Annotated in this window: 25 protein-coding genes, 1 tRNA gene and 1 pseudogene; 8 read left to right on the top strand and 19 right to left on the bottom strand. The window is 60.2% G+C overall.

Annotated elements, in window-relative coordinates; translation table 11 throughout:
* Positions 1–5 precede the first annotated feature (5 nt).
* Positions 6–1,310 carry an MFS transporter gene (gene tcuC / locus AB3G88_RS07310; RefSeq protein ID WP_099587478.1) on the top strand — a complete coding sequence of 435 codons (1,305 nt, stop codon included), beginning with the start codon at positions 6–8 and terminating at the stop codon, positions 1,308–1,310.
* Positions 1,310–2,068 (top strand): substrate-binding domain-containing protein, encoded by a 759-nt coding sequence (locus AB3G88_RS07305; RefSeq protein WP_099587572.1) that lies wholly within the window; start codon positions 1,310–1,312, stop codon positions 2,066–2,068. Before tcuC ends, AB3G88_RS07305 begins: the two co-directional genes overlap by 1 nt.
* Here the strand turns inward: AB3G88_RS07305 and AB3G88_RS07300 are convergent.
* The 9 genes and pseudogenes from AB3G88_RS07300 to dapA all read right to left on the bottom strand — a co-directional run bounded on the left by AB3G88_RS07300 (position 2,060) and on the right by dapA (position 9,083).
* Positions 2,060–2,962, bottom strand: coding sequence for a LysR family transcriptional regulator (locus AB3G88_RS07300; RefSeq protein WP_099587573.1), 903 nt, complete (start codon positions 2,960–2,962; stop codon positions 2,060–2,062). The genes AB3G88_RS07305 and AB3G88_RS07300 overlap by 9 nt on opposite strands.
* 118 nt (positions 2,963–3,080) lie before the next feature.
* Positions 3,081–3,890 (bottom strand): methyl-accepting chemotaxis protein, encoded by an 810-nt coding sequence (locus AB3G88_RS07295; RefSeq protein WP_425416923.1) that lies wholly within the window; start codon positions 3,888–3,890, stop codon positions 3,081–3,083.
* A 48-nt stretch (positions 3,891–3,938) separates the two neighbouring features.
* Positions 3,939–4,706: pseudogene (locus AB3G88_RS07290) on the bottom strand (MCP four helix bundle domain-containing protein); the annotation flags it as partial.
* A gap of 171 nt (positions 4,707–4,877) precedes the next feature.
* The gene (locus tag AB3G88_RS07285) at positions 4,878–5,132 is read right to left on the bottom strand and encodes a hypothetical protein (protein WP_480453555.1); all 255 of its coding nucleotides are present in this window, start codon (positions 5,130–5,132) and stop codon (positions 4,878–4,880) included.
* 262 nt (positions 5,133–5,394) lie between these two features.
* A tRNA-Ser gene (locus tag AB3G88_RS07280) sits at positions 5,395–5,484 on the bottom strand.
* A gap of 83 nt (positions 5,485–5,567) precedes the next feature.
* The gene (gene purC, locus AB3G88_RS07275) at positions 5,568–6,281 is read right to left on the bottom strand and encodes a phosphoribosylaminoimidazolesuccinocarboxamide synthase (protein WP_017736329.1); all 714 of its coding nucleotides are present in this window, start codon (positions 6,279–6,281) and stop codon (positions 5,568–5,570) included.
* 27 nt (positions 6,282–6,308) lie between these two features.
* Positions 6,309–7,067, bottom strand: coding sequence for an MBL fold metallo-hydrolase (locus AB3G88_RS07270; protein WP_099587492.1), 759 nt, complete (start codon positions 7,065–7,067; stop codon positions 6,309–6,311).
* Between the two features lie 4 nt (positions 7,068–7,071).
* Entirely contained in the window at positions 7,072–8,187 is a 1,116-nt protein-coding gene (gene bamC / locus AB3G88_RS07265; protein ID WP_099587493.1) for an NlpB/DapX family lipoprotein, read from the bottom strand.
* Between the two features lie 17 nt (positions 8,188–8,204).
* Positions 8,205–9,083 carry a 4-hydroxy-tetrahydrodipicolinate synthase gene (gene dapA, locus AB3G88_RS07260; protein WP_480453554.1) on the bottom strand — a complete coding sequence of 293 codons (879 nt, stop codon included), beginning with the start codon at positions 9,081–9,083 and terminating at the stop codon, positions 8,205–8,207.
* 272 nt (positions 9,084–9,355) lie between these two features.
* On the opposite strand from dapA, the gene AB3G88_RS07255 reads away from it, so the two are divergent.
* Positions 9,356–9,916 carry a glycine cleavage system transcriptional repressor gene (locus tag AB3G88_RS07255; protein ID WP_003172487.1) on the top strand — a complete coding sequence of 187 codons (561 nt, stop codon included), beginning with the start codon at positions 9,356–9,358 and terminating at the stop codon, positions 9,914–9,916.
* Between the two features lie 10 nt (positions 9,917–9,926).
* The gene (locus AB3G88_RS07250; protein ID WP_099587495.1) at positions 9,927–10,397 is read left to right on the top strand and encodes a peroxiredoxin; all 471 of its coding nucleotides are present in this window, start codon (positions 9,927–9,929) and stop codon (positions 10,395–10,397) included.
* A gap of 136 nt (positions 10,398–10,533) precedes the next feature.
* On the opposite strand, the gene AB3G88_RS07245 is transcribed toward AB3G88_RS07250, so the two are convergent.
* Both AB3G88_RS07245 and AB3G88_RS07240 read right to left on the bottom strand, forming a co-directional pair.
* Positions 10,534–11,604 (bottom strand): AI-2E family transporter, encoded by a 1,071-nt coding sequence (locus AB3G88_RS07245; protein WP_027604314.1) that lies wholly within the window; start codon positions 11,602–11,604, stop codon positions 10,534–10,536.
* A gap of 30 nt (positions 11,605–11,634) precedes the next feature.
* A complete protein-coding gene (locus tag AB3G88_RS07240) occupies positions 11,635–11,874 on the bottom strand; it encodes a sulfurtransferase TusA family protein (protein WP_003172483.1) in 240 nt (79 codons plus the stop codon).
* 95 nt (positions 11,875–11,969) lie between these two features.
* Between AB3G88_RS07240 and AB3G88_RS07235 the strand changes: the two genes are divergently transcribed.
* The gene (locus AB3G88_RS07235) at positions 11,970–13,403 is read left to right on the top strand and encodes a M48 family metalloprotease (RefSeq protein WP_099587496.1); all 1,434 of its coding nucleotides are present in this window, start codon (positions 11,970–11,972) and stop codon (positions 13,401–13,403) included.
* A gap of 67 nt (positions 13,404–13,470) precedes the next feature.
* On the opposite strand, the gene AB3G88_RS07230 is transcribed toward AB3G88_RS07235, so the two are convergent.
* The 4 genes from AB3G88_RS07230 to rpoE form a co-directional block, all read right to left on the bottom strand.
* Complete coding sequence (locus tag AB3G88_RS07230; protein ID WP_480453553.1) at positions 13,471–14,910, bottom strand: DegQ family serine endoprotease; 1,440 nt, start codon at positions 14,908–14,910, stop codon at positions 13,471–13,473.
* Between the two features lie 234 nt (positions 14,911–15,144).
* Positions 15,145–16,107 (bottom strand): MucB/RseB C-terminal domain-containing protein, encoded by a 963-nt coding sequence (locus AB3G88_RS07225; protein ID WP_480453552.1) that lies wholly within the window; start codon positions 16,105–16,107, stop codon positions 15,145–15,147.
* 16 nt (positions 16,108–16,123) lie between these two features.
* Positions 16,124–16,711 (bottom strand): sigma-E factor negative regulatory protein, encoded by a 588-nt coding sequence (locus AB3G88_RS07220; RefSeq protein WP_099587499.1) that lies wholly within the window; start codon positions 16,709–16,711, stop codon positions 16,124–16,126.
* A gap of 32 nt (positions 16,712–16,743) precedes the next feature.
* Positions 16,744–17,325 (bottom strand): RNA polymerase sigma factor RpoE/AlgU, encoded by a 582-nt coding sequence (gene rpoE / locus AB3G88_RS07215; RefSeq protein WP_003172477.1) that lies wholly within the window; start codon positions 17,323–17,325, stop codon positions 16,744–16,746.
* 462 nt (positions 17,326–17,787) lie between these two features.
* On the opposite strand from rpoE, the gene nadB reads away from it, so the two are divergent.
* A complete protein-coding gene (gene nadB, locus AB3G88_RS07210) occupies positions 17,788–19,404 on the top strand; it encodes an L-aspartate oxidase (RefSeq protein WP_099587500.1) in 1,617 nt (538 codons plus the stop codon).
* On the opposite strand, the gene AB3G88_RS07205 is transcribed toward nadB, so the two are convergent.
* Both AB3G88_RS07205 and AB3G88_RS07200 read right to left on the bottom strand, forming a co-directional pair.
* A complete protein-coding gene (locus AB3G88_RS07205) occupies positions 19,373–19,819 on the bottom strand; it encodes a hypothetical protein (RefSeq protein WP_480453551.1) in 447 nt (148 codons plus the stop codon). The two genes, nadB and AB3G88_RS07205, sit on opposite strands and share 32 nt — an antisense overlap.
* A complete protein-coding gene (locus tag AB3G88_RS07200) occupies positions 19,803–20,057 on the bottom strand; it encodes an FAD assembly factor SdhE (protein WP_099587502.1) in 255 nt (84 codons plus the stop codon). Before AB3G88_RS07200 ends, AB3G88_RS07205 begins: the two co-directional genes overlap by 17 nt.
* 140 nt (positions 20,058–20,197) lie before the next feature.
* Here AB3G88_RS07200 and ygfZ point away from each other — a divergent pair, with 140 nt between their 5' ends.
* Positions 20,198–21,139 (top strand): CAF17-like 4Fe-4S cluster assembly/insertion protein YgfZ, encoded by a 942-nt coding sequence (gene ygfZ / locus AB3G88_RS07195; RefSeq protein WP_480453550.1) that lies wholly within the window; start codon positions 20,198–20,200, stop codon positions 21,137–21,139.
* A 36-nt stretch (positions 21,140–21,175) separates the two neighbouring features.
* Positions 21,176–21,997, top strand: a complete 822-nt coding sequence (locus tag AB3G88_RS07190) for an HDOD domain-containing protein (protein WP_099587504.1) — start codon at positions 21,176–21,178, stop codon at positions 21,995–21,997.
* Here the strand turns inward: AB3G88_RS07190 and AB3G88_RS07185 are convergent, their stop codons facing one another.
* Positions 21,998–23,383, bottom strand: coding sequence for a two-component system sensor histidine kinase TctE (locus tag AB3G88_RS07185; protein ID WP_480453549.1), 1,386 nt, complete (start codon positions 23,381–23,383; stop codon positions 21,998–22,000).
* Positions 23,376–24,047, bottom strand: coding sequence for a two-component system response regulator TctD (locus tag AB3G88_RS07180; RefSeq protein ID WP_099587506.1), 672 nt, complete (start codon positions 24,045–24,047; stop codon positions 23,376–23,378). Before AB3G88_RS07180 ends, AB3G88_RS07185 begins: the two co-directional genes overlap by 8 nt.
* Positions 24,048–24,062: the final 15 nt, after the last annotated feature.

Below are 24,062 nucleotides of genomic sequence, written 5' to 3'. Positions count from 1 at the left end.
AAACCATGACTAGCCCTTCCCGGCCCGACGCTGCCAGCTCGAAAATTGGCGCGGTATTTCGCGTTACTTCGGGCAACTTCCTCGAACAGTTTGACTTCTTTCTGTTCGGCTTCTACGCCACCTACATTGCGGCGGCGTTCTTCCCGGCCGCTAATGAGTTTGCGTCATTAATGATGACCTTCGCCGTGTTCGGCGCAGGCTTCCTGATGCGTCCCCTCGGCGCAATCATTCTGGGTGCCTATATCGACGACGTGGGTCGCCGCAAAGGGCTGATCGTAACGCTGTCGATCATGGCCAGCGGCACGCTGCTGATCGTGCTGGTGCCGGGTTATCACACCATTGGTCTGTGGGCGCCTCTGCTGGTGTTGCTTGGCCGCTTGCTGCAAGGCTTCTCGGCCGGTGCGGAACTGGGCGGCGTGTCGGTGTACTTGTCCGAGATGGCCACACCCGGCCGCAAAGGCTTCTACACCAGTTGGCAGTCGGGCAGCCAACAGATCTCGATCGTGGTCGCCGCTGCGCTGGGTTACGGCCTGAACGTGTGGATGGAACCGGCGGTGGTTGCCGACTGGGGCTGGCGCATTCCGTTTGCCGTCGGTTGCGTGATCATCCCGTTTATCTTTGTGCTGCGTCGCAACCTGCAGGAAACCGAAGAGTTCGCCAACCGCAAGCATCGCCCGACCATGCGCGAAGTGCTGGCCACCCTGGTAAAAAACTGGACCGTCGTGATCGGCGGCATGCTGATGGTGGCCATGACCACCACCGCGTTCTACCTGATCACCGTGTACGCGCCGACCTTCGGCAAGACCGTGCTGCAATTGAGCACCTCCGACGCGTTGCTGGTGACCTTGTTGGTGGCGGTGTCGAACTTTGTCTGGCTGCCCATCGGCGGCACCCTCAGCGATCGCTTTGGCCGCAAGCCGGTACTGATCGCCATGACTGCGCTGACGGTTCTTACCGCGTATCCAGCGCTGTCCTACGTGGTAAATGCACCGAGCTTCGGCCATATGCTGGAGACCCTGCTGTGGTTCTCCTTCCTCTATGGCATGTACAACGGCGCGATGATCCCGGCGCTGACCGAAATCATGCCGGTGGAAGTGCGCGTGGCGGGCTTCTCGCTGGCCTATAGCCTGGCAACCGCGATTTTCGGTGGCTTTACCCCGGCGATCTCCACCTGGTTCATCCACATCACCGAAGACAAGGCTTCGCCGGCCTACTGGATGATGTTTGCGGCAGTGTGTGCGCTGTGTTCGACCCTGGCGTTGTACCGCCGCGCCAACACGCGCGGGCAAGTGATGCAGGGGGCGGCATGATGCAGCCTCTGTTCAAGACCCTGGCGGGCCTGGCCCTTGGCGCGCTGGCGCTGACGGCCCAGGCCGAGGAGCTCAAGGTGATGACCTCCGGTGGTTTCACCGCCGCCTATAAATTGCTCGGCCCGCAGTATGCCCAGCGCAGCGGTGACACCCTCGATACCATTCTCGGCCCGTCCATGGGCAAGGCGCCGGAAGCGATTCCCAACCGCCTGGCCCGGGGCGAACACGCCGACGTGGTGATCATGGTCGGCTACGCCCTGGATGACTTGATCAAACAAGGCAAGGTCGACCCGGCGTCCCGCGTGGAACTGGCAGACTCGCGCATCGGCCTGGTGGTGAAAGCAGGCGCGGCGAAACCCGCCATCAGCACCGACGCAGAATTGAAAGCGGTGCTGAGCAAGGCCAAATCAGTGGCCTACTCGGACAGTGCCAGCGGTGTGTATGTCGAGAAAGAGCTGTTCAAGAAGCTCGGCATGCCGGCCAAGGGCACGATGATCGAACGCATCCCGGTGGCTGAACAGGTGGCCAAAGGTGACTACGAAGTGGGTCTACAGCAGGTAGCGGAATTGTTACCGGTAGCCGGCGTGACCTATGTGGGAAAAATCCCCGAAGACGTGCAATCAGTAACGCGCTTTGCCGCAGGCATTCCGGTGAACGCCGAACACCCCGCGCAGGCCAAGGCGCTGCTGAAGTACCTGGCGTCGCCCGAGGCGCAACCGGTGGTGCAATCCACCGGCCTGGACTCGGTGTCACGCTGACCGAAACGGCATCTCCCGCACCAACCGCTCCAACTCCAGCGCCGCCGGCGGCAATGTCCGCCCGCGGCGTTTGATCAAGCCCACATTGCGCATCACCTGCGGCTCCACCAGCGGCACACTGACCAGAATCGGGTGTTCGCACGCCGGCATCGCAATCGATGGCACCATCGCCACCCCCAGCCCCGCTTCCACCAGACCAATCATGGTGGTCACGTGGTGCGTCTCGCAGATACTCGGCTTCTTCACTCGCACGCCGCGCAAGGCCTGGTCCAACAGGAAGCGGTTGCCCGAGGTCTTGTCCACGGTGATGTAGTCGTGCTCGTAGGCTTCGGCCCAGGTCACGCTGTCCCGTTCTGCCAACGGATGATCACGCCGACAGGCCAACACGTAGCGCTCCTGCAACAGCAATTCGAACTCCACTTCATCGGCCAGGCTGCCGCTGAAACTCACGCCAAAATCCGCCTCGCCACTTTCCACCGCCTGGCACACTTCGCCAGCACTGGCGTCCAGCACCCGCAGGCGAATCTTCGGATACAGTTTGTGGAATTCGGAGATCACATGGGGCATGAAGTAGTACGCGGTCGAGGGCACGCAGGCGATGGTGACATTGCCCATGCGCGTGGACGCGACGTTACTGATGCCCATCAGCGCGATGTCGAGGTCGTCAAGCATGCGCTCGACTTGCGGCAGGAAGGCACGGCCCACCATGGTCAGGCTGACCCGCCGCGTGGTGCGTTCGAACAGCTTCACGTCGAGGGCGGATTCGAGTTTTTCGATGCGTCGGCTGAGGGCCGGTTGCGAGATACGGATGGCCTCGGCGGCGCCGCGAAAACTGCCCTTGTCCACCACGGCGCGGAAGGCTTGGAGGTCGTTGAGGTCGAAGTTGATGATCACGGGAGTCGCCAGTGTGGTCGATTTGACCGGCATTATCTTACGAATGCGCTAGCGCATGGCCCACGCGCATTGAAAAAAAACGCACCTGCGTAGGCTGCACGCCCTCAACCTGACCTCACTACAACTGAAACCGTGCGACCGCGTCGTTGAGCGCCACCGCCAACCGCGCCAGCTCCTGGCTTGAGCCGTTGATCTGCCCGGCGCCGGAAGACGACTGCGCCGACAGGTCGCGGATATTGACGATGTTGCGGTCCACTTCCTTGGCCACCTGGGCTTGCTCCTCGGCAGCGCTGGCGATGACCAGGTTGCGTTGATGAATCTGGTCGATGGAGTTGGTGATCTGACTCAAGGCGCCACCCGCCCCTTCGGCCAGGGTCAGGGTGTCGGCGGCGCGCTGGGAGCTCGACTGCATCGAGGTCAATGCATCGTTGGAGCCGGTGCGCATGGCAGTGACCATCTGATCGATTTCAAGGGTCGATTGCTGGGTGCGATGGGCCAGTGCACGAACCTCATCGGCGACCACCGCGAAGCCACGCCCGGACTCACCGGCCCGCGCCGCCTCGATGGCGGCGTTAAGTGCCAGCAGGTTGGTCTGCTCGGCGATGGAACGAATCACATCGAGCACTTTGCCGATGTCCCGCGATTGCTCAGCCAGGTTCTGCACCAGGGTCGAAGTCTCGCCGATATTGCTGCTCAGGGCCTGAATCGCGCTGACCGTTTCACCGACGCGGTGCTGACCTTCACGCGCGGTTTCATTGGACAGGCGGGTGGATTCGGAGGTGGACACCGCATTGCGCGCGACTTCTTCAGCGGCCGAAGTCATTTCATTGACCGCCGTCGCCGCCTGCTCGATCTCAGCCGTCTGCTGTTGCAGGCTGCGGCTGCTCTGGTCGGTAATGCCGTTGAGGTCGGTGGCAGAGGCCGCCATCTGTGCCGCCGACTGCCGGATCAGTTGCAAGGTGCTGCGCAGGCTGCCTTGCATGGAGTGCAGGGCTACGAGCAGGCGGGTTACCTCGTCGTTTCCACTGACCTCCACCGTCTGGGTCAGGTCGCCTCGGGCCACGTTTTCGGCTGCGCGCATGGCCTGCCCCAACGGACCGACAATGCTACGCGTGAGGAGCCAGGCCAGGGCCACCGTGCTCAGGCCCGCCAGGATCACGAAGCCAAACACCATGGTGCGCGAACGACTGTACTGCGACTCGGCCACCTGCCCCTGTTGGTTGATCTGGGCGTTGTAGTAGTCGGCGAGTGCGTTGAGCTGGGCGCCGGAGCCATCGACCACAGTTTTCATGTCCACCAGCAGCAGCTTGTTGAGTTCGGCGCCCTGCTGTTTATCGGCAAGGATGAACGACTGCGCCAAGCCCTGTTGGTACTGGCGCAGCGAAACCTGGAACTGGTCATAGAGCGTGCGCACCTCAGGCGTGTCGATCACCTTATCGAGGTCAGCCAGCCGTTTCGTCAGGTCCTGGCTGCGGGTATCCATCTGACTGCGGTATTGCGGGAGGCTCGTAGGGCTGGGGTCCAACGCCATCCGCAAAGAAATCGTACGAATGCGCAACATAATCTCGCGAATGTCAGCCACCAGCCGCATCTTCGGCACCAGCCCACTTTCCACCTGCACCGCACTGGCGCGGATACTTGCCATGTTCGACAGCGCAAAAAAACCCAGCAGGGCCACGAGCAAAGCAATCAAGGCAAAACCCAAACCCGCACGGCGGGCGATGGACAGGCTGCGAAGGGACATTTAGGGGGGCACTCTTATTAGGGATACGACATCGTATGACAGCATTTCGGCCGCGTGAGGGAGGACTTTAGGCGGGACGGAAACTGATGAGCATTCCTAGTGAAAAATGGACAGCCTTAGCCAAGTAAGGCGGTCCATGAGTAAAGAGTTCTTTGGCCAGAGGGTCTTAGCTCAGCTTCTGCGCTCTTTATTGGATTGAGAGAGGACCGAGGCGGCAAGGGCTTTCGTCTCATCGCTGTACTTATGACTGTGAAGCGCCTTGCCAGCTTTCGCCTCCATCTCCGCACTTGTCTGCTTATCCGTACCACTCTGGGCCAGTGCTGACGCGGCAAGACTTTTGGCGATGGCTGAAGCCTTCGGATTACCGAGGGTTTCAGCTGCGAGGGTCGCCATTTTTTCGGAGGTTTGTTTTGTGTTCTTGCTCATTACGCATTTCCTTTGCCGTTTGAGGTGAGATGCACGTGACAACGAAGCCAGAGCCCTGAACGCAGGGCCTGTCTCGCACAAACCAAACGATAGTGAAGTGCAGGCGGGGCCACAACGGTATACCTGTAGGCAGCATCGTGGAAACACAGAAGAAAGATGCATCCGTTGAGTAGTACGAATTTCGAATGGCAAACGGCCCAAGCAAACGCCGGAAACGAAAAAGCCCCGTAGCTTATTCAGCTACGGGGCTTGTTCTGTGTAATGGCGGAGAGATAGGGATTCGAACCCTAGGTACCGGTGAAGGTACAACGGATTTCGAATCCGTCCCATTCGGCCACTCTGGCATCTCTCCAACGGCGCGCATCATAACAGCGTGGATCAGGAAAGCAAAGCGCCGAAGCGATTTTTTTCCGTGCTATCAGATGCTTGCGTCGATTACAGCGGTACGCCGAGACGATTGGCGACTTCTTCGTAGGCTTCGATAACGTCACCGAGGCCTTGGCGGAAGCGGTCTTTGTCCATCTTCTTCTTGGTGTCCTTGTCCCACAGGCGGCAGCCGTCCGGGCTGAATTCGTCGCCCAGGACGATGGAGCCGTCGTGGAATACGCCGAATTCCAGTTTGAAATCGACCAGCAGCAGGCCGGCGTCGTCGAACAGTTTGTTCAGCACGTCGTTGACCTTGAGGGACAACTCTTTCATGCGGGCCAGTTGTTCAGCGGTGCCCCAGCCGAATGCCACGACGTGGGACTCGTTGATGAACGGGTCGCCCTTGGCGTCGTCCTTCAGAAAAAGTTCGAAGGTGTAAGGGTTGAGCTTGAGGCCCTCCTCCACACCCAGGCGCTTGACCAGGCTGCCGGCGGCGTAGTTACGTACGACGCATTCGACCGGGATCATGTCCAGCTTCTTCACCAGGCACTCGTTGTCGCCCAGCAGTTTGTCGAATTGGGTCGGAATACCGGCCTCTTCGAGTTTCTGCATGATGAAGGCGTTGAACTTGTTGTTCACCATGCCTTTGCGATCAAGTTGTTCGATGCGCTTGCCGTCGAACGCCGAAGTGTCGTTGCGAAACAGCAGGATCAGGCGGTTGGCGTCGTCGGTCTTGTACACCGACTTGGCTTTGCCGCGGTAGAGTTCTTCACGTTTTTCCATGATGGGCTCCGCTTTGAGTGAGGTGGGCTAGGCGATATGTCGCCAGTCGAGCCCTGAATCTTGATCGGCCAGTTGCAGCCAGTCCGGGTCGCACCCGAGGGTGTCGACAAAACATTGCCGGGCAAGCGTCGGCAGGTTGTTCTTGCTGCTCAGGTGGGCCAGGACCAGGTGTTGCAGGTCTTGCCAGCCCAACTCATACACCAGGTACGCCGCCTGATGGTTGTTCAAATGTCCCAGTTCGCCGCCCACCCGCTGCTTGAGAAAGTAGGGGTAGTGACCGCGAGCCAGCAGGTCTCGGCAGTGGTTGGACTCGATCATCAAGGCATCGAGGTTCCGGTAACCGTCCAGCACCTTCGCGCAGTAGGAACCCAAGTCGGTCAGCACGCCGAAGCGCCGCTGGCCATCACTGAATACATACTGCGTCGGCTCCTGGGCGTCGTGCGCCACGGCAATCACATCGATGCTCAAGGCGCCGATTTGCAATTGCTCACCGCCAGCCAGGAAACCTGCGGGTTCAATGGGTTTGCGCATCCCGCGCAAGGTGCCGCGACTCAGGTACACCGGAAGATTGTAGCGCCGAGACAGCAAACCCACGCCATGCACGTGGTCGGCATGTTCGTGGGTCACCAGAATCGCGCTCAGCTGCGCGGGGTGAACCCCCAGGCGCAGCAGGCGCCGCTCGGTTTCTTTTAACGAGAAACCACAATCCACCAATACGTACGTGTCGTCGTGGGCGACCAGCGTGCCGTTCCCTTGGCTACCGCTACCGAGAACAGCAAAACGCATCGGATCAGCCCAGGTTGTCCTGAATCACACCCAACACTTTGCGCGCTGTTTCAGCTGGCGCAACGGTGTTGATGTTCTTCTCGACGGTGACCTGCACGGTCTCGCCAACCTTGCTCAAGCGAACCTGATAACGCTCGGCGCGGGTCTCGATTTCTTCCTTGGTCGGCTGGCTGCCGAACAGCTTGCCGAAGAAACCAGGCTCGTCGTCTTTACGCTCGGCCTTTTCAGCCACGTTGATGTAGTAGAGGCCCAGGCTGCGGTTGATGTCTTCAACACGCCAAGGGCCCTGCTCCAGGGCGCGACCGACGCTGGCCCAGGCACGATCCAGGTCTTCGCCCAGGTTCAGCACCACGTTGCCGCTGCCGTCCTCGGTGAGGCTGACGCGGCTCGGGGTGTCGTAATCACGGGCGGCGAGCAGGGAAACGGAACCGCCCTTCTCGGAGATACGGCTCATGCTGGCCAGCATTTCGTCGACCAGCGCCGAGTCAACGCCGGTGTTGACCGAGCGGTTGGTGAAGTCGACGTTGGCCGTGCTGCCGGCAGGACGCTCGGCGCTCACGACGTAGACTTCACTGGTGTTGCGCTGCACACCTGGCTCGATGCGCACACGCACGCGGGCTTCGCTGTCAGCAGCAACACCGCCGGCCTGCAAGCGTTTGGCCATCGTGGCGGACAGCTCGTTGCCTTGCTGCCATGCCGTGGTGAATTCACCGGTCTGCGGGCGCTGCTCGTCAATACGGAAACCGTTGTCCTGGAAGAACTGCACGGCCACTGGCCAGACTTCGGCAGGTGGACGCTGAGCCACGATCCAGCGGGAATCACCGCTCTTCTGCAAGCTGTAGTCGCTGGCGTCCGCCACGGCCGAGATCGGCTGCGGACGTGGCACCACGTACTCACCTTTAGTGGTGTCGTCGGCGACGTTGCGTGGAATCGGCAGCAACGGGTCAAGGCGCTTGGCGACGTTGACGTCCGGCGGCAATTGCATCGGTTTGGTTGCTTGTGCTTCCAGGTAATCGCTGCCGCGGTCACGGAAGTAGCCTTCCGGGCCCCAGATCCAACCGCAGCCACTGGTGCTGGAGATAATCAAGGCAAGTGCGGAAAGTCCGGCCAATCGCTTCATGCGTAGTGCTTCCTCAATTAAACCAGGACGCCGGACTGGCGCAGGGCCTGTCGCAGCGGTTCGTGACAGGCTTCGCTGAGGCGGGTGAGCGGCAGACGGATACCGTCCGGCATCATGCCCATTTCAGTCAGCGCCCATTTCACGGGAATAGGATTGGATTCGATAAACAGTGTCTTGTTGAGCGGCATCAGCTTCTCGTGGATCGCACGGGCGGTCACGGCGTCGCCAGCGATGGCAGCGGCGCACATGTCGCTCATGGCGCGTGGGGCCACGTTGGCGGTCACGGAGATGTTGCCCTTGCCGCCCAGCAGGATCAGCTCGACAGCCGTGGCGTCGTCACCGGAATACAGCAGGAAATCGCTGCTCACGCCGGCCAGGATGTCCTTGGCGCGCTGCAGGTCGCCAGTGGCTTCCTTGATGCCGATGATGTTCGGCACGGTGGACAGGCGGATCACGGTCGCGGCCTGCATGTCGCAGGCGGTGCGGCCCGGTACGTTGTAGAGGATCTGCGGGATCTGCACAGCTTCGGCAATGGCTTTGAAGTGCTGGTACAAGCCTTCCTGAGTCGGCTTGTTGTAGTACGGGGTTACCAGCAGGCAAGCGTCGGCGCCGGCCTTCTTGGCGTTCTTGGTCAGCTCGATCGCTTCACGCGTCGAGTTGGCGCCCGTACCGGCAATGACGGCAATACGGCCCGCGACACGCTTGACCACGAACTCGATCACCTGAATGTGTTCTTCCACATCGAGGGTGGCCGATTCACCTGTGGTGCCGACCGCCACAATGGCGTTGGTGCCTTCTTGCAGGTGGAAGTCCACCAGTTTGCCCAGGCTGTCCCAGTCGAGATGACCTTGTGCATCCATGGGTGTGACCAGTGCCACCATACTGCCCGCAATCATGCAACCGCTCCTGCCGGAAAAAGAGAGCCGTAATGGTACTGGCGCCAAGATGCTTGTACAAGCGAAGTACCGCGTGAGGATGCGTTATGGGGCAACTAAACGATGGGCAATGCCATCATTGGATGAAAGCAAGGGTTACAGCGGGGTGTAATCACGCCGTTCACGTAATGAAAACGCCACCTCCTATCCCTTGGCGGCGCTTTTCGCTACCCTTCATGCTTTGATCGATACGGCTCTCAGAGTATCGACCGCTCATCGTTTAGGAAGGCTGCATGTCCACCCCCACAGTTCGCGAACAATTCCTTGTTATCAGTGCCCTCGGCGCCAACCCCATGGAGCTGACCAACGTCCTGTGCCGCGCCAGCCATGAAAACCGCTGCGCCGTCGTGACTTCCCGCCTGACCCGCCACGGCGAGTGCAGTGCGCTGGTCCTGCAGATATCCGGCACCTGGGACGCCCTGGCACGCCTGGAAACCGGCCTGCCGGGCCTGGCCAAGAAGCATGACTTCACCGTCAATGTTGTGCGCAGCGCCGCGCTGGAAAATCGCCCGCAAGCGCTGCCATACGTCGCTTACGTCAGCTCAGCCTACCGCTCGGACATCGTCAATGAGCTGTGCCAGTTCTTTATCGACCACAACGTCGAATTGGAAAACCTGACCTGTGACACCTACCAGGCCCCGCAAACCGGCGGCACCATGCTCAACGCCACCTTTACCGTGACCTTGCCGGCCGGTGTGCAGATCAGTTGGCTTCGCGACCAATTCCTGGATTTCGCCGACGCCCTGAACCTAGACGCGTTGATCGAACCATGGCGCCCACAGAACCCAATGTAAGGAAGTACCCATGGCAGTAGTCATCGACCAACCCGTAGCCGACTTCGAAGCCCAGGCCACCAGTGGCCAGACCTTCAGCCTTGCCGCCCTCAAGGGCAAGCAGGTGGTGATCTACTTCTATCCGAAGGACAGCACTCCGGGCTGCACGACCGAAGGCCAGGGTTTTCGTGACCAATACGCGGCGTTCAAGGCGGCCAACACCGAAGTGTTTGGCGTGTCGCGCGACAGCGTGAAGTCCCACGAGAACTTCAAGGGCAAGCAGGAATTCCCCTTTGAGCTGATCAGCGACAAGGACGAAGCGGTCTGCCAGCTGTTTGATGTGATCAAACTCAAAAAGCTGTATGGCAAGGAATACCTTGGCGTGGATCGCAGCACCTTCCTCATCGACAAGAATGGCGTGCTGCGTCAGGAATGGCGTGGGGTGAAAGTGCCTGGGCATGTGGATGCCGTATTGGCAGCAGCACAGACTCTGAACAGCTGACTTATTGTTGTGAGCGGGCTTGCCCCGCGCTGGGCTGCGTAGCAACCCTAAAACCAAACGCCGCGTTCTTTCTGTAAGAACGCGGCGTTTTTTTATCGGGGCTGCTCCGCAGCCCGGCGCGGGGCAAGCCCGCTCACTACAATAATGGCGCAACAACGGGCTCCTGCCGTGGCCATGCATCCAGCACCGCCTTGAACAGCGTTGCCAGGGGAATCGCAAAGAACACTCCCCAGAATCCCCACAACCCGCCAAACAACAACACCGCGCAGATGATCGCCACTGGGTGCAGGTTGACCGCCTCCGAGAACAGCAGCGGCACGAGCACGTTGCCATCCAGTGTCTGGATGATCCCGTACACCGCCATCAAGTAGATGAACTGGTCACTCCAACCCCACTGGAACAGGGCAATCAGTGTCACCGGCACCGTCACCACCACCGCACCGACATACGGCACCACCACTGAAATACCGACCAGCAATGCCAGCAAGGCCGCGTAATTCAGGTCCAGGGCAATAAAGGCGATGTAGGTAACGCCGCCGCAGATGATGATTTCGATGACTTTGCCACGAATGTAGTTGGCGATCTGGCGGTTCATCTCCTCGGCCACCCGCGTGATCAGCGCTCGCTCACGCGGCAGGTAGCCACTCACCCAGCGACCGATCATTGCGCGGTCCTTGAGGAAGAAGAACACCAGGATCGGAACGAGCACCAGGTAGATCATGATGTTGACCAGCAGCGGCAGACTGGACAGGGAAAACGTCAGCGCCCATTGCCCGAATTTTCCGATTTCGCCGCGCGCCACTTCGATAGCCTGCAACACCTGCTCATCCGACACCAGATGCGGGTAGCGCTCCGGTAACAGCAGCAACAGCGACTGCCACTTGGCAAGCATGCCCGGCAGCTCATTGAACAGCGTAATCAGTTGATGCCACAGCAGCGGCAACACCACTACGACAAACACCACCAGCAGGCCCATGAACAAGGCAAATACCAGCCCCACCGCCGCACCACCTGGCAAGCGCAAGCGTTCAAGGGTAGTGACCAGGCCCTGCATCAGGTAAGCCAGCACCATCCCCGCGAGTACGGGCGCCAGCATGCCGCCCAGGGTGAGCACGGCAGTAAAGGCCAGGAACAGCAGGACGGCCAGCACCACAGCCTCTTCATCGGAGAAGTAGCGCTGGATCCAGTCTCGTAACACTTTGAACATCAATCAACCTCGGTTGGTAGGGGCAGCGGCTCAGGCCTTGCGCAACCAGTAACGGTAAACACCGGCGACATCTTCTTCATGCAGCAGGGTGTGGCCGGCCAGTTTGGCAAAGGTGCGGAAATCGCGCTGGGAGCCTGCGTCCGTGGCGATCACCTTGAGCACAGCACCGCTGGCCAATCGATTCAATTCCAGCTTGGCCTTCAGCAAAGGCAACGGGCAATTGAGGCCGCTGGCGTCAAGCTCGGCATCAAAGGCTACAGCGTCGGTCATGGGTTTACTCCGGGCAAGCGTTCGGGGCGCTTAGAATATCTGGTCCGACGCTCAGTGTCCGGCTACAGTAACCTCTTTGTCCAAAGGCTCTGTGCATGACTTTTTTGCGCCCTACCCTGCTGACGCTGGCTTGCCTGCTGGCCTCTCCGGGCTTTGCTGACGACCTGCCGTCGCTTGGCGACGCCAGTTCTGCCATTGTCTCGCCACAACAGGAATTTCAATTGGGCCGTGCCTGGCTGGCTTATCTGCGCGGGCAGGTTTCCCAACTGAACGACCCGCAACTCAAGGATTACGTCGAAACCAGCGTGTACAAGCTGGTAGAAACCAGCCAGGTGAACGACCGACGCCTGGAGTTCATCCTGATCAACAGCCCGCAGCTCAACGCCTTTGCCGCGCCAGGCGGCATCGTCGGCGTGAACGGCGGCCTGTTTCTCAACGCCCAGACCGAAGGCGAGTACGCCTCGGTGCTGGCCCACGAATTGGCTCACTTATCCCAACGCCACTTCGCCCGGGGTGTTGAAGCGCAACAGCGCATGCAAATCCCGATGATGGCTGCCCTGCTTGGCGGCATCATCGCGGCAGCCGCCGGCGCAGGCGATGCGGGCATTGCTGCGATTGCCGGCACCCAGGCGGCGGCGATCCAGGAACAACGGCGGTTTTCTCGGCAGAATGAACAAGAGGCGGACCGTATCGGCATCGTCAACCTGGAGAAAGCCGGTTACGACCCGCGCTCCATGCCGACGATGTTTGAGCGTTTGGGACGCCAATATCGCTTCGACGCCAAGCCACCGGAATTCCTGCTGACGCACCCGGTCACCGAATCGCGGATCGCCGACACCCGCAACCGCGCCGAGCAATCCAAGCCCGGTGGCAAGGAGGACAGCCTGCGCTACCAACTGATCCGCGCACGGGTGCAGCTGCAATATGAGGACACCTCGGGACTCGCCGCCAAGCGCTTCCAGGCGCAACTGGACGAGAACCCGAAAAACGATGTGGCGCGCTATGGCTTGGCCATCGCCCAAATCAAGGCCTCACAGTTCAAGCTGGCGCGAGAGAGCCTGCAGCCCTTGCTGGCCAAAGCACCCAATGACATCACGTACAACCTGGCGCAGATCCAGCTGGATATAGACAACAGCCATCTGCCCGATGCCCAGCAACGCACCGATCGGATGTTGACCCAATACCCTGGCAACTACCCACTGAATCAGATCCGGGTCGACTTGCTGCTGAAACAGAATCGTACAGCCGACGCGGAAAAGGCCCTGGACGGCTTGCTCAAGTCCCGCCCAGACGATCCAGACGTGTGGTATCAAGTCGCCGAGACCCGTGGGTTGTCAGGCAACATCATCGGCCTGCATCAAGCACGCGCCGAATACTTTGCCCTGGTGGGTGACTTCCAGCAGGCGATTCAGCAATTGGATTTCGCCAAGCGCCGCGCGGGCAGCAACTTCCCGCTGTCGTCACGTATCGACGCACGCCAACGTGAGCTGATCGAACAGGAACGTCTGGTAAAAGGGATGATGGGCTAAACCCATCACCCATAAAAAAGCCCCGCCATCGTTAACCGACGGCGGGGCTTTTTATTGGCTTAGCGGATTACTCGGCCAGCTTGAAGGTAATGAAGCTGGCACGCCCCTGACGCAGCACACGCATCGACACCGAGCGATTCTTCGGCAGCGCTTTGGCGATGTCGGTGAACTGCCTGGTGGTGTCGATTGCTTGATTGTTCAGGTGGGTGATCACGTCGCCTGGCTGCAGGCCGATCAAGGCAGCGGGGCCATCCTGCACTTCCTTGATCACTACGCCGCCCTTGAGGTCGAAAGTTTTCTTCTGCTCGTCGGTCAGCTCAACCACTGCAATACCCAGGCGGTTACTGCTGCGCTCAGCCCCCGGCTTGTTATTGCCCAGGGCGTCCAGGGTGGCACCCTCTTCAGGGATGGCGCCTACGGTCAGCTCAACGTTCTGGCGCTTGCCCTCACGAATCACTTCCAGCTTGGCCTTGCTGCCCGCCTTCAGTGCACCTACCAGATGTGGCAGGTCTGCCGACATGACAATCGGCTGGCCATTCATGCTCAGGATCACGTCGCCGACTTGCAACCCGCCTTTGGCGGCAGGGCCATCATCCTGGATCTGTGCAACCAGGGCGCCGGCCGGTTTGTCGAGACCGAAGGACTCAGCAAGGTCTTTATTCACTTCCTGGATCACCACGCCCAACCAACCACGGCTGACCTTGCCACCGCTTTTCAGCTGGTTGGAAACATCCATGGCGACGTCGATCGGGATAGCGAACGACACGCCCATGAAGCCGCCGGAACGGGTGTAGATCTGCGAGTTGATACCCACCACTTCACCGGCCAGGTTGAACAGCGGACCACCTGAGTTACCCGGATTGATCGGCACGTCGGTCTGGATGAACGGCACGTAGTTTTCGTTCGGCAGGCTGCGGCCAATGGCGCTGACGATGCCCTGGGTCACAGTGTGGTCAAAACCAAACGGCGAACCGATGGCCACAACCCACTGCCCAGCTTTCAGGTCCTGGGATTTGCCCAGTTTCAGCACCGGCAGGTCCTTGCCTTCGATCTTCAGCAGCGCAACGTCGGAACGAGGATCGGTACCCACCAGCTTGGCTTTCAGCTCGCTACGGTCGGCCAGGCGCACGAGAATCTCATCGGCGTCGGCAATTACGTGGTTGTTGGTGAGGATATAGCCATCAGGGGAAATGATGAAGCCCGAGCCCAGGGACTGCGCTTCACGCTGACCGCCACCGCCGCCACGAGGCGTGCGGGGTTGTGGCATGCCTCGCTCGAAGAACTCGCGCAACATCGGCGGCAGGCCTTCCAGGTCAGGCATCTGCTGATTCGACACTTTGCGATCCGGCAGTTTCTGCGTGGTGCTGATGTTCACTACGGCTGGCGAGGCTTGCTCAACCAATTGGGTGAAATCAGGCAACTCGACCGCTTGCGCAGGCACGGCCTGGCCCAGCACAAGCACCGTTGCGACGATGGATAGGTAGGATTTCAAACGTGGTATCGACATACAGCTCCCGTTACGACGAGCAGGGTTGAGCGACAGGGTTCAAAAAACGCCGAAAACTGCGACCGACATTTTTGTTCCGCGAACAAAACAAGGCCAGAGCCGACAAGCCCTGACCTATAAAAAACATGGGGGTTTTTTGCAAGTGAAAATGCTGATCCAGACATTTCATGCTCTCGGCAGCCAACCTGGCATGGACGTACAGTGAAAGAGCCGGATGAACATAGGATTAACAACTCACGGCTGGGTGGGGGCCTTTTTTTCACCGCGCACCGACAGCGCGATACGCTCGGCGGTACCGATAGGAATTTCACCAACGACCGTCACCATCATTTCGCCGTCCACCGTATTAAGACGACGGGACACTGCAACCGTAGGGCCTAACTGGGTGCGAGTCTCGGTCACGCTCACATCGCTGATCGGTTCAAGAAACACCGAAAAGCGCGCCAGCCCATCTTCATACATCAGACTGTCGACCGTGACTTTGGTATGGGGATCCTTACGCGCACTACTATTGGCCAACTGAAAACCCGGTGGCAACCACTCCAAGTGCCAAGCCTCGGTGGGCTCGACTTCTGGCGCCTTTGTGTCGGCGACGGCAATCGATGTGCACTCGCTGCTGGGCTGCAAGTCTCGATCACTGGGCGCGGTGGACGTATCCAGGCGGGTGAACTGAAAGCGCTCCAGCAACTGACCTTGATCGTTCAGCAACAAGGACTTAAGTGGCAGTGCGGTCTCACGATCCAGGTGAAGTTCAAACCCATAACGGTATTGATCACGCGGCGCGATCGACACAATGACTGCATTACGACCGGCCACGCGGGATTTTCCGATGACGGCCAGCTCATAGAATTGATTGAGTTTTTGCGGATCAAGGGAGCGCGAAGGGGCATCAGGCGAATTGCCAAGGCCGGCGACCAGCGTGCCGCTGACACATCGGGTATGACCATCCACTCGCACAACTTCCTGTGCAGAACCATCAAGCTGCAAAAGCCGCTCGCGGACCTGACCATTCTGGACGCGATGCCAGATGTCATGAGTGGAAAAACTGCCGTTACGCTCGTAGACGAACGTACCTTCAAAGCTTTGTTTCTGCTCGGCACGCCCAAGTCGAGTCAGCCAGTCTTGGGCTTCATCGGCATGGGCGGGTAGTGCAAACCAACCACTGAGCAACAGCGTAAGGAGCGGTATGGCGCGCATAATGCTCCCTAGCGGTTTAGCGGTTTTCCAGGCTTGCAGCGCGAGCGTATGGCAGAGCGCTTTCAGTGCCTTTCAGGGCCGATTCCTGTGCGTGTTGGCGCAGGTAACCTGGAAGACGCTGATCTTGCCAGCCGGATTGCCCTTGAAGTACACCGTTGGCCATAGGACCGGTGGTGTCCGAGCTTTCCTTGTAGCCTGCCAGTACTGCTGGGCCTTTGACTTGCGGACCGGCCATGACCGGTTGCTGAGTCTGTTGGGCCAGTTCGGCACCAGCAATATCGTCCTGGTTGTACAGGCGAACACCGGCAAGCACTGCAACTGTCACCGAGGCAGCGACTGCCAGGCGACCGAGGCTACGCCAAGGACCACGAGCAGCTTTTGCCGGAACGGCTTCATCGGCCAGCGCAGCAGAAACGGCCGCAGCAATATCCAGACGAGGGATTAGAAGATCCTTGTGCATCACCGCCCGAGCGACTTGGTAACGAGACCAGGTATCACGGGTTTCGGCATCATCAAATGCGTTGAGCACTCGACGAAGTTCCAGTTCATCCGCTTCGTTATCCATCACTGCGGACAGCGATTCCTGCAGGGCATCACGACTCATGGCGGTTCCTCTCTTGGCTGTCGCCGCTGTCTTTAGTTCTCTTGCAACAACGGTTGCAAGGCTTTATCGATGGCTTCCCGGGCCCGGAAAATCCGTGACCTTACAGTCCCCACCGGACACTGCATGACGCTCGCAATGTCTTCGTAACTCAGACCATCGAATTCACGTAAAGTTAACGCTGTACGCAAATCTTCTGGCAATTGCTGAATAGTGCGATGGACGGTGCCTTCAATTTCGTCGCGCAGCAATGCACGCTCCGGCGACTCGAGATCTTTGAGGCCGTGATCACCATCGTAAAATTCTGCATCTTCCGAACTAACATCACTATCCGGTGGGCGGCGTCCGCGAGACACCAGATAGTTCTTCGCCGTGTTGATGGCGATGCGGTACAGCCACGTATAAAACGCACTGTCACCGCGGAAATTGCCCAGTGCACGGTAGGCCTTGATAAAGGCCTCTTGTGCAACGTCCTGCGCTTCATGGGTGTCGTGCACAAACCGCACGATCAACCCGAGAATTTTGTGCTGGTATTTCAGCACTAGCAGATCAAATGCCCGCTTGTCGCCGCGTTGAACGCGCTCGACCAGCTGCTGATCCTCTTCCTGGGTTAGCATGAACACTCCTCGTTGTACTTGAAGGAGGCTTGCATAACTAAACGATCAGGCTTGCAAACATAGACTCGGACTTTTCGCAAAAGTTCTCCCCCTTCAAGCAAGTTTCCGGCATGCACTGATTTGGCACGCACGAAAAACGCAGCGCGGGTAACGCCGGCTGCGCGAATAATCTTGTCGCCGGTTTTCTGACGCGTCCAATGCTCCCGACGGGCCAATAAACTCAACGTTTCCCAGCTTTCGGGCAACCTGCTATTGAGTCAGGGCTTATGCAAAAAGTTCCCACCTCAATAACCAGCTGATTTTACCCAAGCCGTGCACCGTAATCTCACATTGCCACGAATGCCTGGCTATTGTGCCGCTCCCCCCCTCTATATACTAGTGGCCCGTGTGACCCTTTGATTCGCCGATCCAGGCGTCCTGTTTGCGCCTGTCCTCTGGATCGCTTTTTGCGGAATCCTTCAAATGAGCCAACAGTTTCAACACGATGTCCTGGTGATCGGCAGCGGCGCGGCCGGATTGAGCCTTGCGCTGACCCTTCCCAGCCATCTGCGCATTGCGGTCCTGAGCAAAGGCGACCTGGCCAACGGCTCCACATTCTGGGCCCAGGGCGGCGTAGCCGCTGTGCTGGATGACACCGATACGGTGCAATCCCACGTCGAAGACACCCTTAACGCCGGCGGCGGCCTGTGCAACGAAGACGCGGTGCGTTTTACCGTCGAGCACAGCCGCGAGGCGATCCAATGGCTGATCGACCAGGGCGTGCCGTTTACCCGAGACGAACACGCGAGCAGTGACGACGGCGGCTTCGAATTCCACCTCACGCGCGAAGGCGGCCACAGCCACCGCCGCATCATCCACGCCGCCGACGCCACCGGTGCCGCGATCTTCAAGACCCTGCTCGACCAGGCTCGCCAGCGCCCCAACATCGAATTGCTGGAGCAACGCGTCGCCGTGGACCTGATCACCGAAAAACGCCTGGGCCTGGACGGCGAGCGCTGCCTCGGCGCCTACGTGCTCAACCGCGCCAGCGGCGAAGTCGACACCTATGGCGCACGCTTCACGATTCTCGCCTCGGGCGGTGCGGCCAAAGTCTACCTCTACACCAGCAACCCCGACGGCGCTTGCGGTGACGGCATCGCCATGGCCTGGCGGTCGGGCTGCCGGGTCGCCAACCTGGAATTCAATCAATTCCATCCGACGTGCCTGTATCACCCACAGGCCAAGAGTTTCCTGATCACTGAAGCCCTGCGCGGAGAAGGTGCACACCTTAAACTGCCAAATGGCGAACGCTTCATGCAGCGCTTCGACCCACGTGCCGAACTGGCCCCACGGGATATCGTGGCCCGCGCCATCGACCACGAGATGAAACGCCTGGGCGTCGACTGCGTATACCTGGACATCAGCCACAAACCGGAAGACTTCATCAAGACCCACTTCCCCACCGTCTATGAGCGCTGCCTGGCGTTCAACATCGATATCACCAAAGGCCCGATCCCCGTGGTGCCGGCCGCGCACTACACCTGCGGCGGCGTGATGGTCGACCAGCATGGCCGCACCGACGTGCCCGGCCTGTATGCGATCGGCGAAACCAGCTTCACCGGCCTGCACGGCGCCAACCGCATGGCCAGCAACTCGTTGCTCGAATGCTTTGTTTATGCCCGCTCAGCCGCTGCGGACATTCTCGACCAACTGCCGCGCATCCCCGTGCCAGCCGCCCTGCCCCGCTGGGATGCCAGCCAGGTCACCGATTCTGACGAAGACGTGATCATCGCCCACAACTGGGACGAACTGCGGCGTTTCATGTGGGACTACGTGGGGATCGTGCGCACCAACAAGCGCCTGCAACGGGCTCAGCACCGCGTGCGTTTGCTGCTCGATGAGATTGATGAGTTCTACAGCAACTATAAAGTCAGTCGTGACCTGATCGAATTGCGCAACCTGGCGCAGGTCGCTGAACTGATGATTCGCTCGGCCATGGAGCGCAAGGAAAGCCGGGGCCTGCATTACACCCTCGACTATCCGCAGATGTTGCCCGAGGCCCGCGACACTATTCTGGTGCCAACCACCTACGGCGGCTGAACTTCAGGCGTACCCGCAGGCGCCGATGCACATCGGCGACCTGCGAATCCCGCGGCACACAGACCGAACGCAGCCACCACTCGCCCTGCACCCGATAGCGCAACACGACAATCAGCGGCAACGCCAGGCTGTCAGGGCGCAACTGCACGCTGTGCCATCCCCGCTCATGACTGAACAACTGCCAACCCTCCTCATCACGACGCAGGCCAACAACCGACGAGCGGTGGGTCAAGAGGATATGACGTGGCAGCACCCAGGCCGCATGGGCCAGGCACACCAGCACGCCAAGGAAAGCAAAGGGAACATCGAGGATCAAACAGGCGCCCAGCGCGAACAGCTGGGCAAGCACATACGCCGCCAGCAACAGCCGTGAGGCCTGCCAGCGGCATTCATAGCGATTACTTGGGCTGAACACGGTCCAGAATAATCCGAACCATACGCTGCAGCTCAGGATCTTCCGATTCGGCGCGTTCCATGAACCAGCCGAACATGTCCTGATCTTCGCATTCCAGCAGACGGACATAAAGGGCGCGATCTACCTGATTGAGCGTCGCATAAACCTCTTTGGTGAAAGGCACCAACAACACATCCAGTTCCAGCATGCCACGACGGCTGTGCCAGTAGAGGCGATTGATTTCTACATCTTCGACCATGGAGCGCTCCTCAAATAGAGCGCAAGTATACAGGCCCGACGGCACCGGAACAGTCGGCTTTGGTCGCCCCATATGGAAACTATCCATTTGCCGGGCGCCCCTCTATGATGCACCCATGACTTTTTGACCTGCGATGACCCATGGCTGACTCCGCTTTTTTCTGCTCGCTGTCCCACGAAGGCGTTCTGGCCGTCCGCGGTTCCGACGCTGCCAAGTTCCTGCAGGGCCAGCTCACCTGCAACCTCAACTACCTGAGCGACACCCAGGCCAGCCTCGGCGCGCGCTGTACACAAAAAGGCCGCATGCAGTCGAGCTTCCGCATCCTGCTGCAAGGTGACGGCGTATTGCTGGCGATGGCCACTGAGCTGCTGGAACCACAGCTGGCCGACCTGAAGAAATACGCAGTGTTCTCCAAGTCCAAGCTCACCGACGAAAGCGCCGCCTGGGTGCGTTTCGGGCTATCGGACGCTGACCAGGCGCTTGGCAGCCTGGGCCTTGAGCTACCGGCCGAGACCGACAGCGTGGCGCGTGCCGAAGCGCTGGTCGCCATCCGCGTCTCGCCAGCCCGTGCCGAACTCTGGGTGCCTGCCGATCAAGCTGACACCGTGCGCAGCCAACTCGCCGCGCACTTGAAGGAAGCCGACTTGAACGAATGGCTGCTCGGCCAGATCCGCGCCGGCATCGGCCAGGTCATGCCGCAAACCCGCGAAGTCTTCATCCCGCAGATGCTCAACCTGCAAGCGGTGGGCGGCGTGAGCTTCAAGAAAGGTTGCTACACCGGCCAGGAAATCGTCGCGCGCATGCAGTACCTGGGCAAACTCAAGCGTCGCTTGTATCGCCTGAGCCTCAACGCGGCTGACATGCCCGAGCCAGGCACCCCGCTGTTTTCACCCAGCCACAACAGCTCGATCGGCGAAGTGGTGATTGCCGCAAAAGCTGACCAAGTGATTGAACTTCTGGCCGTATTGCAAGCCGAAGCAGCCGATAGTGGCGATGTGCACTTAGGCACGCTGGAAGGCCCCGTTTTGCAGCTGCTTGAGCTGCCTTACACTCTCGACCGCGATCGAGAAATCCAGCGTTAGTCGCCGTACCTTTTTGCAGCACCCTAGAGAGCATGAATGAACAAACTGGCGGAAAAAATCCAACAGGCGTTGGTTAAGGCCATCAACAACGATGACCTGGTTCTGCCGACATTGCCGGAAGTGGCCCTGAACATCCGTCAGGCCGCTGAAGACCCGGAAATCAGCATCAGCCACTTGAGCAAAGTCATCGGTCGCGACACCGCGCTGTCGGCGCGCCTGATCAAAGTGGTCAACAGTCCGCTGTTGCGCGCCACCCAGGAAGTCACCGACCTGCACACCGCCATCACCCGGCTGGGCACCAACTACAGCAGCAACCTGGCCATCGGCCTGGTGATGGAACAGATCTTCCATGCCCGCTCCGAAACGGTAGAACAGAAAATGCGCGATGTGTGGCGCCGCAGCCTGGAAGTGGCGGGCGTCAGCTATGCCCTGTGCCGCAGCCACAGCCAGCTCAAGCCGGACCAGGCTGCGCTGGGCGGCTTGGTGCATCAGATCGGCGTGCTGCCGATCCTGACCTACGCCGAAGACCATTACGAACTGCTGTCGGATCCGGTCAGCCTCAACCATGTGATCGACAGCATCCACCCGGCACTGGGTGACAAATTGCTCAGCGGCTGGGACTTCCCGGAAATGCTGGCGAAACTGCCGGGCCAGTACCTGAACCTGGAGCGCGACTCCGCCAGCCTCGACTACATCGACCTGGTGCAGATCGCCGTGCTGTACTGCCACCACGGCACCGACCACCCTTTGGCAAGGGTAGAAGTCTCCAACGTGCCGGCAATGAAGAAACTGCGCGTCGACCCCTACAGCGAAAAACTGCGCGCAGAGCTGGATGAAGCCCGCTCGATGTTCGATTGATCAACCGGCGATAAAACTCACCCGCACCTTCAACCCCGCCTGCGCACCATCGTGCAGGCTGATCTGCGCCAGATGGGCGCGGCAGATTTCGCCGACAATCGCCAGCCCCAGGCCGGAGCCCATGCCTTGCTGGCTGCGGCGGTAGAAGCGCTCGAACACCCGGTCGCGCTCATCCAGCGGAATACCTGGGCCGTCATCTTCCACCTCCAATACCGCCGGCGCCGTCACCCGCAGAATCACGTTGCCGCCCGGCGGCGTGTGGGCCAGGGCGTTGTCCACCAGGTTGCTCAGCAATTCGTTCAGCAGCGTCGGCTCGCCGCGCAACCACACCGGCTCGTCGGCCTCCAGCGCCAACGCCACACCACGTGCATGGGCCAATGGCGCCATGGCCATGCCCAGCTCGCGGGCCAACTGGCTCAAATCCAGCAACTGCGCGCCACCTTCGGCAATTGCTCGGGCGCCGTTTTCGATACGCGCCAGGGACAGTAATTGATTGGCCAAATGGGTCAGACGGTCGGTGCCTTGGGCTGCGGTTTCCAGGGTGCTGCGCCAGGTCACCGGGTCTTCGGCGCGCAGGCCGAGCTCCAGGCGTGCCTTGAGTGCCGCCAAAGGCGTACGCAGTTCGTGGGAGGCGTCGGCGATAAACTGCGCCTGGCGTTCGAACTGCCCGCGCAGGCGTTCAGTAAAGTGATTGAGGGAACGCACCAGCGGGCCGAACTCGTGCTGCACTTCCACCAGCGGCAATGGCCGTAAGTCGTCGGGCTGGCGCTCTTCGACTGCCGTGCGCAGGCGCTCCAACGGGCGCAGCGCCGCACTCACGGCAAACCACACCAACAGCAACGCGCCAATGGCCAGCATGCCCAGGCGCAGCAAGGTGTCGGCCATCAGGCTGCGGGCCATGCTCACGCGGGCTTCGTCGGTTTCGGCCACGCGGATTTCCGCCATGCCGTTCATGTTCGGCTCCGAGACAGCCTTGAGCAGGCTGACCACGCGCACCTCCTGGCCCAGATACATGGCGTTGTAAAACCGCGCAAGCGCCGGATAGTCATCGGTGCGCGGCGTGCCAGGCGGCGGGCCGGGCAGGTTCTCGTAACCGGAGATCAGCTTCTGGTCGATGTCATTGACCTGGTAATAGATACGCCCGGCGCTGTCGTAGGCGAAGGTGTCCAAGGCCACATAGGGCACGTTGGCGCTGAGGGTACCGTCGACTTGGGTCAGCCCAGCGGCGATGGTCCGCGCCGAGGCCAGGAGCGTGCGGTCGTACGCGGTGTCGGCGGCTTCGCGACCGTTCCAATAGGCGCTCATGCCGCTGGCCAGCATCAGCAGCACCAGCAACAGCGCCAGGTTCCACAACAGGCGCCAGCGCAGGCTGCTGGGCTTATGCATCGCGGGCTTCCAGCAGGTAGCCGAGGCCTCGGAAGGTCACGATGGCGATGGGCTGGCCATCGAGTTTCTTGCGCAGGCGATGCACGTAGATTTCGATAGCATCCGGGCTGGCCTCTTCGTCCAGGCCGAACACCTGGGACGCGAGTTGCTCCTTGCTCATCACCCGGCCGGGCCGGGCGATCAACGCTTCGAGCACGGCTTGCTCGCGGGAGGTCAGGGTCATCAGCTCGCCGCCCACGGTGAAGCGCCGCGTATCGAGGTCGTACACCAGCACGCCACAGGCCTGCTGGCGCTCGCCGCCCAGCACACTGCGGCGCAGCAGTGCCTTGACCCGTGCTTCCAGCTCCGTCAATTCGAAAGGTTTGGCGAGGTAGTCATCGGCGCCCAGATTGAGGCCATGCACGCGGTCTTTCACATCGCTGCGGGCGGTCAGCATCAGCACCGGCAGATTTTTTCCACGGGCGCGCAGACGGGCCAGCACCTCGAAACCGTCCATGCGCGGCAGCCCCACATCAAGGATCACCGCCGCGTATTCCTCGCTGCTCAAGGCCAGGTCTGCGGCCACGCCATCGTGCAGTACATCGACGGTCAAACCCGTGCTCTTGAGCGCCTGGGCGACACTTTCGGCAAGTTGCAGATGGTCTTCAACCAGGAGGACACGCATGGATTTCTACCTCGT

It is taken from the genome of Pseudomonas arvensis, from assembly GCF_056688935.1.
This window is presented reverse-complemented; position numbering and strand designations above follow the sequence as displayed.